Origin of the sequence: Arthrobacter sp. A2-55 (assembly GCF_025548615.1) — a bacterium.
In the GTDB taxonomy this organism is placed as follows: domain Bacteria; phylum Actinomycetota; class Actinomycetes; order Actinomycetales; family Micrococcaceae; genus Specibacter; species Specibacter silviterrae.
Genome location: NZ_JAJLOZ010000058.1, coordinates 18,615 through 32,168, shown reverse-complemented (window position 1 = coordinate 32,168; position 13,554 = coordinate 18,615). Strand labels below are relative to the sequence as shown.

Here is a 13,554-nt window from a genome sequence, read left to right as displayed (position 1 = left end):
CACTTTTTGCGAGTTTTTCCCCGACGCTCCACCACTTCACGCACTTTCCAGGGGGTAACGCGGATCCGGCCGCACCGCTTCGATAAGCTGGCGGCATGGGCTCACCGGAATTCATCGTCAACCTGCGTAAAAAAATCGGCCACGACCCCCTCTGGCTGCCCGGCGTGCGCGGCGTGGTTTTTGACAGCGAAGGCCGGGTCCTCCTGGGCGAACGCTCCGACACGGGCGGCTGGGCGCTGATCACGGGAATCCTGGAACCCGGCGAGGAGCCCGGCCCCGGCATGCTGCGCGAAATCTTCGAGGAAACGGCAGTTGTTGCGCGGATTGAGCACCTGCTCGGCATCGCCGCCGTCGGGCCGGTGACGTTCCCCAACGGGGATGTGTGCGACTTTTTGAACATCGAATTCATCGCCCGTCACGTCAGCGGCACCGCCCGGGTGAACGACGACGAATCCCTCGCCGTGGGCTGGTTCGCCACAGACGAGCTTCCGCCGCTGCGCCCCGGCCACCTCGCCTGCATCCAGCGGGCCCTGGCCTTCGACGGCGAACCCAGCTACCAGCGCTGAGCCGGAATCGGCAGTGCAGCTCCTGCGGGGTGCCGGCCCGTCGGCTCGCAGGAGCTGCACCACCGATTGTCGCGGGCGCCATTTGGGCACTCGGTGATTGAGCCTGTCGAAATCCGGGTCCCGGCCGCCGAATTTCCCCTCGAGTATGCAGCGATGGCGACTTAGACCCGGCCTATGTCGCCATCGCTGCATACTCAGCGGCCAATCGGTGCCTCAAAGGTGCCATTCCAACTCCCGAATCCGCGCCGGCCAACCGTATCTGTACCTTCGGAGTCCGTTTGGGACCCCTCCCCACCATTGTTGATTCGGTGGTGCACCACCTGCGGGTCGCAGCCCTCCCAAGAATCGACGGTGCAGCTCCTGCGGGGTGCCGGCCCATCGGCTCGCAGGAGCTGCACCATGGACCCAAAAACCGCCTGGTGTAGGCTGGCGGCAAGTATTTCATTCGTGCTATTCCCAAGGAGTTGGCCGCTGTGAAGGAACTTCGAAAGCTGCCCCGCTGGGCGCTCATCCTCTCCTTGCTAGCGGCCGCCGCAGCAGTTGCATTGGCGGCAGTCGGGCTGGTCCACCTGCTCACGGGTGCCGGTGCCACGCAAGTCCTCTTCGACGCCCTGGTGGCAGCTGGGTTCGCGCTCGGGGCGTGGTCCGTGGCCGTCAAGGGGAACCCGGCCCTGTCCAGGCGCAGTGACGCTGCGCCCAACCGCAAGGGCCCGCTCCTCTGGTAACAGCCGCCCGCCCAACCAAAGCGCCAGGCGGGACAGACGCAAAAGGCGCGTGCCGGCGTCGTACCTGAAAGCAGTACGACGCCGGCACGCGCCTTCTCAGCTCTACTTACGGTTTGTCCGTGGCCGGGTCCGCAGGGTCAGGGTCCTCGCGCGTGAGCTGGAGGGTGTCACCCGCAGTGGCCATGGCGGGCTTGCCCGCGGAGCGTTCGGTCTCCATCCGGAGCGCCTCCTCGCCGCCGATCGCCTCGCCGCGCGCCACCATGCCGGCGGTGTCGGAGAGGGGGATGACCTTCATGGTCAGCGCCAGGACCAGCGCCACCACCATGAACGGGATCAGGTACCAGAACACGGGCGCCAGGGAGTTGGCGTAGGCGTTGATGATGCCGTCCTTGACCGCCGGCGGGAGCGCCGCCATGGCCTGCGGATCCAGCGTGGACATCGACTTGCCGGCCTGTTCGGGGGAGGCGCCAGCCTTGGTGAACAGCTCCGTCAGCGAACTGGACAGGCGAGAGGTGAACATGGCGCCGAACACGGCCACGCCCAGGGCGGACCCCACTTCGCGGAAGTAGTTGTTCGTGCTCGTGGCGGTGCCCAGCTGCGCGGCCGGCACCGAGTTCTGCACCACGATGACCACAATCTGCATGATCAGGCCCAGACCCGCACCGAACGCAAACAGCTGCGCGCAAATGACCCAGATGGGGGTGTCCGCCGACAGCGTGGTCATCCACCACATGGTGACGATGGTCAGCACGGAGCCGGCAATCGGGAACATCTTGTACTTGCCGGTCTTGGTCATGCGGATGCCGGACCAGATCGACGTTCCCATCAGGCCCGCCATCATGGGCAGCATGAGCAGGCCGGATTCCGCGGCGGACGTGCCGGAGGACATCTGCAGGAACGTGGGCACAAACGCCAGCGCCGCGAACATGCCCATGCCGAGGACAAAGCCGATGGCAGTGGAGTTGAGGAAGATCGGGTTCTTAAACAGGGACAGCGGGATGATGGGATCCTGCGCCCGCGCCTCGGTAAAGATGAAAAGCGCGACGGCGGCCGCCAGGCCGGCACCCCACGCCCAGGTTGTCAGCGAGGTCCAGCCGTCCGTCTTGCCGCCGAAATCGGTGAAGAAGATCAGGCAGGTGGTGGCGATGGAGAGGAACAGCACGCCCATGAAGTCGATCTTTTTGTCTGCCTTCTTGTTCGGAAGGGTCAGGGTGAAGAACGCGATCACGAAGGCAATGATGCCCACGGGAATGTTGATGTAGAAGCACCATTCCCAGGTCAGGTGGTCCACGAAGTAGCCGCCCAACAGGGGTCCGGCCACTGCGGCCAGGCCGAAGATGGCGCCCAGCGGGCCCATGTACTTGCCGCGCTCGTTGGCCGGGACAATGTCGGCAATGATGGCCTGCGAAAGGATCATCAGCCCGCCGCCGCCCAGGCCCTGGATGGCACGGAAGATCACGAAGCCCCAGAAGTCGGTGGCAAACGCGCAGCCAATGGAGGCCAGTGTGAAGATGGCAATGGCGGCCAGGAAGAGGTTACGGCGGCCCAGGATGTCACCGAACTTGCCGTAGATGGGCATCACGATGGTGGTGGCCAGCAGGTACGCGGTGGTGATCCACGTCTGGTGCTCCACGCCGCCCAGCTTGCCCACGATGGTGGGCATGGCGGTGGAAACAATGGTCTGGTCGAGGCTGGAAAGCAGCATGCCCGCAATGAGCGCGGAGAAGATGATCCAAATCCTCTTTTGGGTCAACAGGAGCGGTTGCCCTGCCTTGATGGCGGTGCTCATCTGGTCCCTTCAAAGGTCAGCTTGGAGAATACGAAGAATTGTTGGGCCTGGGCCAGGTGGCCGGCCAGAATGTCGGCGTAGCTGAGCACGTTGTCCTCGGAGAAGAACGTTTGGCTGGCCCGCCGGGACATGGTGCCGAAGAGGCTCGCAATCAGCAGGGCCCGCGGGTCGTCCGGGGCCAGGCCCTCGCGCTGGGTGATGATGTGCGCAAACTCGTGCTCGCGGGCCTCGGCGCTGCCCATCATCTTGATCATGAGTTGCGGCTCCACCTTCATCACCTTGATGAGGGCGTGGACGTTTTCCCGCGTGAAGTCCAGCTGATCCGCCATGGAAACCGTCAGGTCAAACAGTGCCCGCAGCAGTGTGGTGGTCAGGCCGCCCGGCCCGCGTTCCACTCCGGCGTCCGATCCGCCGGTGTCCTGCCCGCCGGCGATGAACGCAGCCATGGCATCGGCCGGGAATTCATCCAGCAGGTGCCCCACAATGGCGTCTTCCTTGGACGGGAAGTAGTTGAAGAACGTGCGGCGGGAGATGCCCACGTCCTCGCAGAGCTGCTCAATGGTGAAGCCGTTCAGCCCGTGGTTCGCGGTGAAGCGCCGGGCCGCCGAGGTGATGGCGGACCGGGTTGCCTCACGCTTGCGCGCCCGCAGTCCATGCGCGGCGCAAATATTTGCACTTTCAGTCACAAAGTAAAAGTTTGCACTATTTTGGCCGGAGTGCAAAGTTTTTGGCGAGTGGCGTTCGTCACACCCGCCCCGTCGAGGTTGGAGATAACCACCGCCCCGACCGTTGAGGTTGGAGATAACCACGCCTCGGCCACCCGCCCACAGGAAGTACGACGGCGGCGGGCGGGTCATGGCCAGCACGTCGAGCCCGGAATCCAGCTGCTCCAGCGTGATTTCGCCGCGGTCCACGAAGCCCAGGGCCAGCACGGCCTCGCGGATGGTCAGGCCCTCCTTGATGGCGTGCTTGGCGATCTTGGAGCCGTTTTCGTAGCCGATGTACTTGTTCAGCGGCGTCACGATGGAGGGGGAGGCCTCGGCCAGGAAGCGGGCGCGCTCCACGTTGGCGATGATGCCGTCCACCATCTTCTCCGCCATCACGTGGGAGGTGTTGGTGAGCAGGCGGATGGACTGGAGCAGGTTTGCGGCCATGACGGGGATGCCCACGTTCAGCTCAAACGCACCGTTCGTTGAGGACAGCGCAATGGTGGTGTCGTTGCCGATGACCTGGGCGGCAACCATGATGGCGGCCTCGCAGATGACGGGGTTGACCTTGCCGGGCATGATCGAGGAGCCGGGCTGCAGGTCCGGGATGGAGATTTCGCCCAGGCCCGTGTTGGGGCCGGAGCCGAGCCAGCGCAGGTCGTTGGCGATCTTCATGATGGAGTACGCAATGTTGCGAAGCTGGCCGGACGCCTCGATCAGGCCGTCGCGGTTGGCCTGCGCCTCGAAGTGGTTGCGGGCCTCGGTCAGCGGCAGCCCGGTGTCCTGGGCCAGCAGGGCGATGACGCGCTGCGGGAAGCCGGCCGGCGTGTTGATGCCCGTGCCCACGGCCGTGCCGCCCAGCGGAACCTCGGCGACGCGGGGCAGTGACGCCTCAATGCGCTCAATGCCGTAGCGGACCTGCGCCGCGTAGCCGCCAAATTCCTGGCCCAGGGTGACGGGCGTGGCGTCCATGAGGTGCGTACGGCCGGACTTCACCACGGTGGCAAATTCCTCGGCCTTGCGCTCCAGCGACTCGGCCAGGTGCGCCAGCGCGGGGGTGAGGTCGTTGATCAGCGCGGACGTTGCGGCCACATGGACCGAGGTGGGGAACACGTCGTTGGAGGACTGCGAGGCGTTGACGTGGTCGTTCGGGTGGACCGTCTTCGCGGAGCCGGCGGCAGCCAGCGCCCGGTTCGCCAGCGAAGCCAGGACCTCGTTCATGTTCATGTTGGAGGACGTGCCGGAGCCGGTCTGGAACACGTCGATCGGGAAGTCGCCGTCGAAGTTGCCTGCTGCGACCAGGTCGGCGGCGGCTTCAATGGCGCGCGCCAGTTCCTCGTCCAGCACGCCCAGCTCGGCGTTGGTGGTGGCGGCGGCCTTCTTGATCCGGGCCAGTGCCTCGATGTGCGCCCGCTCCAGCGTCATGCCGGAAATCGGGAAATTCTCCACGGCGCGCTGTGTCTGGGCGCTGTACAGGGCGTTGGCCGGAACCCGGACCTCGCCCATCGTGTCATGTTCAATGCGGAACTCTTGTGCGGTGGCCGCGGCAGTGTCAGTCATGCTTCCACCATATCGCCGCCGCCCGCACGCCCCCAAAACCCTTCCCCCTCTTTAACGCAAGCACGACGCCGAAACCCGGGTTCCGCCGTCGTGCTTGGGTTTGGGGGTGGCTGGCTTAAAGGCCGATGGGGCCATTGCTGTAGACGAGGTCTGCCCGGCCCTCGTTGAGGCGGTAGGTCAGGCCGACGACGGCGGTTTTTTGGCGTGCGACGGCGCCGGCGATGATGGGGGAGTTTTCCACCAGGCGGGCGGCGGTCTGCTTGACGTGCTCCTCCACCATGGCGTTGACGTCGCTGTCCTTGTTCTTGCGCAGGGAGGTTAGCACGGACGGGGTGATGCGCTCCACCAGGTCGCGGATGAAGCCGGCCGGCATGGCGCCCGTTTCCACGGAGGCCTTCGTGGCGGTGACGGCGCCGCAGCTGTCGTGGCCCAGGACCACGATCAGGGGCACGCCCAGGTATTCCACCCCGTATTCGAGCGAGCCCAGCGCGGTGTTGTCGATGACGTGGCCGGCGGTGCGGACCACAAAGGCGTCGCCGAGCCCCAGGTCAAAGATGATTTCCGCGGCCAGCCGGGAGTCCGAGCATCCGAAGATCATGACGAAGGGGTGCTGGGTGGACATCAGCGAGGTGCGCCGGGCCGAATCCTGGTTGGGGTGGGAGGCGCTGCTGGCGACGAATCGCTGGTTGCCCTCCATGAGGGTGGTCCAGGCCCCCGCGGGGGTGTGAGGGTGGGTGGTTACTGCGTTGATGTTGCCGTCTTCTCCGCCATTCATCATGGTGCGCCCTTCGTAGCTGTCGGTGCGGGGGCGGAATCCAGTGACGTGGCGGCTGCGGTAGCAAGCGCATCAAATTCCTTGAATTCGGCCTGCCCGGTGAGGATGATGGTGACCTTGCCGCTGACCAAGATCAGGCTGCGATCCCCCTTAGGTTTATCACGGAGCTCCCAGGTGCGGCCAGCTATGTTGCGCGTGCCCGTCACGGGAGCGTCCCCCGCCTGCGAGGCCAGCCACGTGGGGTTGGCGGACGTAGTCTGCCGCAGTGCGATGAAAGTGTTGGCCGAGGTGACAAAGCCCACATCCCAGAAGGCGACGCCGTCGGCCCCGGCACCGTTCCAGCGCGCATAGTTGGCATACCAGCCCGCCGGCAGCTTCGGGGCGGCCGGGGTGAAGCCCGCCGTCTGCGCGGCGTTCGCGGAAATTGCGGCAACGTCCACCGGCTGACGGTAAACCTCCGCTTTCTGGTGCGGGTTGAGCCACACAATGGTCAGCACAATGGCCACTGTGGCCAGCATGGCCAGGAGCATGCCGATCACGGACGCATTGGCGCGCTTGGCGGCCGCTGCGGCAATGACCGGCTTGACGGGGGCGTTCTGGGGGGATTCACTCACGCCCCCATTGTCCCAGAAATGGCGGGTGCCTGTGCCTCCGGCCGCACTCCGGGGGCCGTGGGGCGGCCGTGCGGGGGCCGTGCACCGGCCCCCGGCGCAGGTCACGGAAGGTTAAACTCGCGGGCCCGCGGCAACCGCCCACTATGATTGCAGGTGTAGGTGACCATACGGGAGGGGCGTGCACCGTCGCACGCAGTGACCCTATTCCTACTTCGAAAATGAGGGTTTTACGTGGCTGAAAAAACTACAAATCTGGATTTCTCACAGCTTTCCCGCTCGCTGGCAGTGGGCGACGACGAGCCCGACAGGAACCTTGCCCTTGAGCTGGTCCGCGTCACGGAGGCTGCCGCGATTGCCGGCGGCCACTGGGTGGGATTTGGCGAAAAGAACCTGGCCGACGGCGCAGCGGTTGACGCCATGCGCTCACTGCTATCCACCGTCCACTTCAACGGCGTTGTGGTCATTGGGGAGGGCGAGAAGGACGAGGCCCCCATGCTGTTCAACGGCGAGGTGGTCGGTGACGGCTCCGGGCCCGAGTGCGACGTGGCCGTGGACCCCATTGACGGCACCCGCCTGACTGCGATGGGCATCAACAACGCCCTGGCCGTGCTGGCCGTGGCCGAACGCGGCACCATGTTTGACCCCTCCGCCGTGTTTTACATGGAGAAGCTGGTCACCGGGCCGGAAGCTGCCGACATGGTGGACCTGCGCCTGCCCGTCAAGCAAAACCTGCACCTGATCGCCAAGGCCAAGGGCGTGAAGGTCAACCAGCTCACCGTCATGGTCCTTGACCGCGACCGCCACCAGGGCCTGATCCAGGAAATCCGCGACGCCGGCGCCCGCACCAAGATCATCCTCGACGGCGACGTGGCCGGCGCCATCGCCGCCGCCCGCACCGGCACCGGCGTGGATGCGCTCATGGGCATCGGCGGCACCCCCGAGGGCATTGTGGCCGCCTGCGCCATCAAGACCCTGGGCGGCGTCATCCAGGGCCGCCTCTGGCCCACCTCGGATGAAGAAAAGCAAAAGGCGCTCGACGCCGGACACGACCTGGACAGGGTCCTCTCCACGAACGACCTGGTCACCAGCGACAACTGCTACTTCGCCGCCACGGGCATCACCGACGGCGACCTTCTCAAGGGAGTCCGCTACGACAAGGGCCGCGTGCTGACCCAGTCCATCGTGATGCGTTCCAAGTCCGGCACCGTCCGTTTCGTGGAGGGCGAGCACCAGGCCCACAAGTGGGAGACGTACGCCCGCCGCCCGTAAGCTGCGCTGCGGCGGTCGCTGCGGTGATCGAGCCTCCCTCCGCTGATCGAGCCTGCCTCCGGTGATCGAGCTTGTCGAGATCCAGGTGGCGGAGCCGGCGGAGGCATGACGAGTAAGGCAGGGCGGCGGCCCGGCATTTTTCCGGCGACTATCCGACACCACGGCCGCGGGCGGCCTTAGGTGTCTCCTTTACGTCGCCTACAAAAAATGCCGGCTCCGCCGCCGGAGACGACCCGCCACCGGAGGCGACCCGCCGCCACCGGAGGCTACCCACCGCCGCCGGAGGCGACCCGCCGCCGCAGGACGGGCGCAGGATCTGGGCCATGCCGCGCAGCCGGTAGGGTTGGACCATGACTTTAAGTGTTGTGCCCTGCCCTGTCCGCGAGCAATGGGACGCCGCCGTCAATGGCCAGCAGGGGCACCCCATGCAGCTGTGGGGATGGGGCGAAACGAAGGCCGCCCACAATTGGAGCGTGGACAGGGTCCTCGTGCAGGACACGGCCGGCGAGCTGGTTGGCTCGGCCCAGATCCTGGTGCGGAAGCTCCCGTTCCCCTTTCGTTCGCTGGCGTACCTGCCCAGGGGACCCCAGACGGCGGCGGGCCGGGAGCGGGAGGTGCTGGACGCCGTCGTGCTTTATGTGAAGGCGGCACACAAGTCCGTGGCGCTGAGCATGGAGCCGGACTGGGACGCGGACTCGACGCCCGCCGTGCAGCTCGCGGGTGCCGGCTGGAAGCGCAGCGAGAGCACCATCCTGATCCCGCGCACGCTGATCCTGGACCTCACGCAGACCGAGGACGAGCTGCTGGGCGCCATGGCGAAAAAGACGCGCCAGTACATCCGCAAGTCGGGCCGCGAGGCGGTGGAATACCGTGCCGTGACCGCCGCCGAGCTGCCGCAGTGCCTGGCCGTCTACAAGGAGACTGCCCGGCGCGCCAACTTCGGCATCCACGCGGACGGCTACTACCTGGACATTTTCAACAATCTGGGGGAGGGCTCGCCGGTTTATGCCGCGTTCGACGGCGACACCGTGGTCTCCTTCCTGTGGCTGGCGGCGAGCGATGCCACGGCGTTTGAGCTGTATGGCGGAATGACCGACGCCGGCAGCCAGCTGCGTGCGAATTTCTCGCTGAAGTGGCTGGCAATCCAGGAAATGAAGGCCCGGGGCATCACACGCTACGACTTCAACGGCCTGCTCAACGACGGCGTCTCCAAGTTCAAGTTCGGCTTCGCCAGCCACGAAAACATGCTGGCCGGCACCTGGGACAAGGGGCTGTCGCCGCTGTACCCGGTGTTCGCGAGGGCGCTGCCGCTGGGCCGGAAGGGAATCCGGAAGGTTCGCGGCCTGCTCAAGCGGTAACCGCGCCGCCCCCTCGTCGAGTCAGCAGCGATGGCGACTTAGCCTCGATCTAAGTCGCCATCGCTGCTGACTCACGCCGGGAGTTGTCCACAGATTTGGCAATTTCGGCACATTCGGAGCCCACGGACCCCCAATAGTTGGGGTAATTGGACCATGAGAAGTCCAGACCCGCTGCCATTTCCGTTGGACCGGCAGCCATTCACCGTGGAGCAGGCCCGCCAACGGGGGCTCACACGCAGCCGATCCAGGGCCGACGACCTGCTCCTGCCCAGCCAGGGGATCAGGATGCCAAAATTCGCGGACGTCAACCTGCTGGAGGAGTGTCGCGTCCACGTTGCCGCCACGCCCCGCAGCTTTGTCAGCCATCTCACTGCGGCAAAACTTCACGGGCTGTACCTGCCGTTGCGGTATGAATCCGTGCAAACCCTTGATCTCTCGAGGCGGCGGGGCGAACCGCAACCCAGGCGCAAGAACGTTAACGGCCACAACGTGCTCCTGGACAAATTTGACCTCATGGTCATGGCTGGAGTTCCAGTGACCAGGGTGGAGCGGACGTTGCTGGACTTGGCCCCACTGCTGGGTGTTGAAGAACTTGTTGCCATGGCCGACCAGATTGTGTGTGCACATGATGGCATTTGCGTCCCTTTCAAACAACCCATGCTGGAACTGGACGAGCTGAAACCCTATGTGGCAGGCCATGCTGGTTGGCGAGGCATGAACAAGCTGAGGGCGGCGATGGAGCTTGTCCGGGTGGGCTCGGATTCTCCCCCTGAAACTGCGTTGCGCCTATTGATCGACGATTCGCCGCTGCCCACCTTTGAACACAACGTGAAGCTCAGGGACGCCTCCGGCCACGAGCTGGTGCAGCCGGACCTCAGCTGCAAGGAGTACAGGACGTGCGCCGAGTACGACGGCGGCCTGCACTTTTCGCCGGAGCAACAGTCAAAGGACCACAACAGAAACTACCTGACCAAGGAACTGGGCTGGCATCAGATCGTGCTGAACAAGGCCGACATCAGGGCGGGTGAATTGGTGGTTGTCACCAAGATTGCCCGAATACTGAAGCAAGCAGGCTGGCCCGACCCCCACAATTTGGCCGGAAGGTCGCTCGAAGGGCTGCTTGGCAAGCGAAGAGGGCTCGCCTGAGCGTCGAGTCAGCAGCGATGGCGACTTAGCTGCGGTCTAAGTCGCCATCGCTGCGGACTCAACGGGTCAAGAGGGCTGGCCGGCCACCGTCACGGCGAAAACCACCGCCGGAGAACCTGAAGAATCCGCCGCCGGGTGCACCATCACCGGATTCTCCACGGCCGGCACAAACACCGAACCGCCGCGGGCCAGCACCATGTCGCCGCGCGGGGAGTCCAGCAGCACGGAACCGGAGACGGCCAGCACCAGCAGCGGCCCGTTCTGCACCAGAGGCACGGGATCACCGCCAGGCGCCAGTTCCACCCGCTGCAGGGCAAATTCGGCGAACGGCGGCTCGAACACCTCCTGGCCCAGCTCCGTGGTGCGGGTGGGCACAAACGGCACACTGGTCGGCGCGAAATCCACCGTGGCGAGCAGTTCCGGAACGTCCACGTGCTTGCCCGTCAGCCCGCCGCGCAGCACATTGTCCGAAGACGCCATGACCTCCAGCCCCAGCCCGGACAGGTACGCGTGGATGTTGCCGGCCGGCAGGTACACGGCCTGCCCCGGCACCAGCGACACCCGGTTCAGCAGCAGCGAAATCAGCACGCCCGGATCGCCGGGGTACTGTTCCTGAAGTTCGACGACGGTCCTCAGGGGTGCGCTCAGCCCGCCGCTCGCCGTGGCCGTGCCAGCAGAACCAGCAGACGAAAGCGCCGAAGCCGCCAGCTCCACCAGCGCGGAGGCGTCGGCACCGCCGCCGATGAGCAGCTCGAAGGCCTTGCGCACCACCATGGGCTCGACCATGCGCGAATTCAACGCCATCGACACCTCGGCCAGCAGGGGCGGAACGGCGGCCCCCGTTGCACTGATGGCCTCCGCCACCTCGCGGAAAAGCCCGGCCGCGGAAGCGCAGGGCCGGAAGCCGCACAGCGCCTCAAAGTTGCTCAAGGCGAAGAGCATTTCGGGCTTGTGGTTGTCGTCCTTGTAGTTCCGGGCCGCGTCGCGGCGCAAAATGCCGGAGGCTTCCTCGTCGGCAAAGCGCTCCCGGGCCCGTTCCAGGGTGGGATGCACCTGCAGCGACAAGGCCCGGTCGGCAGCCAAAAGCTTTGTCAAAAATGGCAGCCGGTCCCCGAATGCAGCGCGCACTTCCGCGCCCAGCATGGTGTCAGGGTGCGCGGCGATGAGCGCGTCCAGGGCCACACCGCCGTCGGGCGTTGAAGCGGTGGACGGCGAATCCGGGTGGGCGCCCATCCACAGTTCCGCCTCCGGACCGCCGCTGGGTTCGGTGCCCAGCAGTCCCGCAATGGCCGTGGCCGATCCCCACGGGTAGTCCCGCATGACATTGCTCAGCGCAAACATTGTTTTTCTCCTGGGTTCAACGGGTTCAACGGATTCTACGGACTCAACGGATTCAAGCTGGTTTCAAAACATCAGGGCGCCGTGCACGTGCCGTTGTTGGCCAGCAGCGCCACCAGGTCGGTGTCGTCGCCGTTCACGGCCAGCTGCTGCAGGTAGGCCTGCGTGACGGGCGGCGCGCTCGACGGCGTGGTGGCAGCGGGTGCCGAAGGCGTCACCGGCGACGCGGGCGCAGCGCTGCCGGAGGTGCCGGCGTCGGACGTCTTCGGCGCGGCAGGCGCGGCAGGCGCGGCAGGCGCGGCCGGCTTGGGAGAAGCCGGGGCAGCCGGAGCCGGGTGCAGCAGCGACTGCACGCGGCTGTGGATCTTGGCGAAATCGGGGTAGGTGGAGAACTCGACGGGGAAGTCGGGCGGGCCGATGGTCAGGCGGGTCAGCGGGTGGCCCTTGGCCTTCAATGCCAGCGAGACAAAGCTGCCCAGCTGCCCGGCGGGGATGTCGGATTCAATCACCTTGGTGCCGGCGTCGGCAATGGCATTGAACTTGGTCAGCACGGTGGCGGGGTCCATCTGCTTCAGGAGCGCCTGCTGGATGCACTGCTGGCGCTGGGACCGGGAGTATTCCAGGACCCACTGGCGGGAGCGGGCGTACCAGAGGGCATGGTAGCCGTCGAGCTTGTGCACGCCGGGGGAGATCCAGCCGGTGGGAGGGAGGTGGTGGCCGTCGCCGTTGGGGTCGTCGCCGCTGATGGGGACCCACCCGCCGGCGTCAATGGTGACCCCGCCCAGCGCGTCGATCAGCTTGGAGAAGCCGGCCATGTCAACCAGCACGTAGCCCTGGATTTTCAGCCCCAGGATTCCGCCGGCCGCATCCATCATGGCGGAAGCGCCCGGGTCCGGTGCCTTGGGGTAGAGGTTCTTGTGGTTGTCGGTGACGTCCGTGTAGAGAAAGTTGATGATGCAGTTGTCGCCGCAGTTGTAGCCCTGAGGGTACACCTTCCACAGCGGGGAACCGGGTGAGAACTGCGCATTTTGCAGGTTGCGCGGAATGCTGATGGTGGAGGCCTGGCCCGACTTCGCGTCCACGCTGACCACAATGATGGAGTCGGGGCGCCGCCCGGACCGGCCCGCCCCGGCGTCGCCGCCCATCACCAGGAAGTTGTAGCGCCCGTCCACCGGCGCCATGTCGGGACCGCCGCCAAAAATGCTGGAAATGGCGTTTCGCCCCGTGTTGACCAGGTACGCCCCGTAGCCCAGGGAACCGCTGGTGGCCACCATGAGCACCACCAGCGCCCCGGTCACCACCCCGCGCATCCCCGGCGCCAGCAGGCCCGGGCGGATGATGGCAAAGGTGTTCACGAACACCGCCGCCCACCCCACCGCCGCGGCGGCCATGAGCACCACCAGCAGCAGCGACGTCCACGGGTTTGTGAACAGGTTCAGCAGGGTTTCCCGGCTTACCAGGGCAAGCACGACGGCGGCAATCACCAGGAGCCACGCCGCGAACGTGCAGCGCAGGGCCAGCCGTCCCAGCCGCCTGTTGCCGGCCACCAGCTGCGCACTGCCGGGCAGCACCAGGGTCAGCAGCAGCAGCATCCAGGCACGCTTGGAGCGCATGGGCGCGGAGGCCGATTCAGGGTAGCGGACCGGGTTGGTCAGCACGGGCGGCTTGCCGGAGGAACGGGCGGTCTTGGCGCTGCTGAAGCTCATG

General features: G+C 65.9%; 11 protein-coding genes and 1 pseudogene. 5 read left to right on the top strand and 7 right to left on the bottom strand.

Annotation, left to right across the window (positions count from 1 at the left end; genetic code table 11):
- Positions 1 to 95: 95 nt before the first annotated feature.
- Positions 96 to 566 (top strand): NUDIX hydrolase, encoded by a 471-nt coding sequence (locus LPN03_RS15210; RefSeq protein WP_165181411.1) that lies wholly within the window; start codon positions 96 to 98, stop codon positions 564 to 566.
- 473 nt (positions 567 to 1,039) lie between these two features.
- Positions 1,040 to 1,291, top strand: coding sequence for a hypothetical protein (locus LPN03_RS15205; RefSeq protein WP_165181412.1), 252 nt, complete (start codon positions 1,040 to 1,042; stop codon positions 1,289 to 1,291).
- Between the two features lie 106 nt (positions 1,292 to 1,397).
- Here LPN03_RS15205 and LPN03_RS15200 read toward each other — a convergent pair whose 3' ends face one another.
- The 5 genes and pseudogenes from LPN03_RS15200 to LPN03_RS15180 form a co-directional block, all read right to left on the bottom strand.
- A complete protein-coding gene (locus LPN03_RS15200) occupies positions 1,398 to 3,080 on the bottom strand; it encodes an MDR family MFS transporter (RefSeq protein ID WP_262454874.1) in 1,683 nt (560 codons plus the stop codon).
- Complete coding sequence (locus tag LPN03_RS15195; protein ID WP_262454875.1) at positions 3,077 to 3,937, bottom strand: TetR/AcrR family transcriptional regulator; 861 nt, start codon at positions 3,935 to 3,937, stop codon at positions 3,077 to 3,079. Before LPN03_RS15195 ends, LPN03_RS15200 begins: the two co-directional genes overlap by 4 nt.
- Positions 3,926 to 5,347: pseudogene (locus LPN03_RS15190) on the bottom strand (class II fumarate hydratase); the annotation flags it as partial. The pseudogene LPN03_RS15190 and the gene LPN03_RS15195, both read right to left, overlap by 12 nt.
- A gap of 115 nt (positions 5,348 to 5,462) precedes the next feature.
- Entirely contained in the window at positions 5,463 to 6,125 is a 663-nt protein-coding gene (locus LPN03_RS15185) for a carbonic anhydrase (RefSeq protein WP_276609784.1), read from the bottom strand.
- Positions 6,122 to 6,736, bottom strand: coding sequence for a DUF4245 domain-containing protein (locus LPN03_RS15180; protein WP_165181845.1), 615 nt, complete (start codon positions 6,734 to 6,736; stop codon positions 6,122 to 6,124). The genes LPN03_RS15185 and LPN03_RS15180 overlap by 4 nt, the downstream gene beginning before the upstream one ends.
- A 231-nt stretch (positions 6,737 to 6,967) precedes the next feature.
- Here LPN03_RS15180 and glpX point away from each other — a divergent pair, with 231 nt between their 5' ends.
- The 3 genes from glpX (at position 6,968) to LPN03_RS15165 (ending at position 10,509) form a co-directional block, all read left to right on the top strand.
- Positions 6,968 to 8,005 (top strand): class II fructose-bisphosphatase, encoded by a 1,038-nt coding sequence (glpX, locus tag LPN03_RS15175; RefSeq protein ID WP_165181844.1) that lies wholly within the window; start codon positions 6,968 to 6,970, stop codon positions 8,003 to 8,005.
- Positions 8,006 to 8,355: 350 nt separating this feature from the next.
- Positions 8,356 to 9,363 carry a lipid II:glycine glycyltransferase FemX gene (locus LPN03_RS15170; protein ID WP_262454873.1) on the top strand — a complete coding sequence of 336 codons (1,008 nt, stop codon included), beginning with the start codon at positions 8,356 to 8,358 and terminating at the stop codon, positions 9,361 to 9,363.
- 153 nt (positions 9,364 to 9,516) lie between these two features.
- Positions 9,517 to 10,509, top strand: a complete 993-nt coding sequence (locus tag LPN03_RS15165; RefSeq protein WP_262454872.1) for a hypothetical protein — start codon at positions 9,517 to 9,519, stop codon at positions 10,507 to 10,509.
- 66 nt (positions 10,510 to 10,575) lie between these two features.
- On the opposite strand, the gene manA is transcribed toward LPN03_RS15165, so the two are convergent.
- Positions 10,576 to 11,850: a mannose-6-phosphate isomerase, class I gene (manA, locus tag LPN03_RS15160; protein ID WP_165181842.1), complete on the bottom strand. Its 1,275-nt coding sequence runs from the start codon at positions 11,848 to 11,850 to the stop codon at positions 10,576 to 10,578.
- A 71-nt stretch (positions 11,851 to 11,921) separates the two neighbouring features.
- Positions 11,922 to 13,553, bottom strand: a complete 1,632-nt coding sequence (locus tag LPN03_RS15155; RefSeq protein WP_262454870.1) for an LCP family protein — start codon at positions 13,551 to 13,553, stop codon at positions 11,922 to 11,924.
- Position 13,554: the final 1 nt, after the last annotated feature.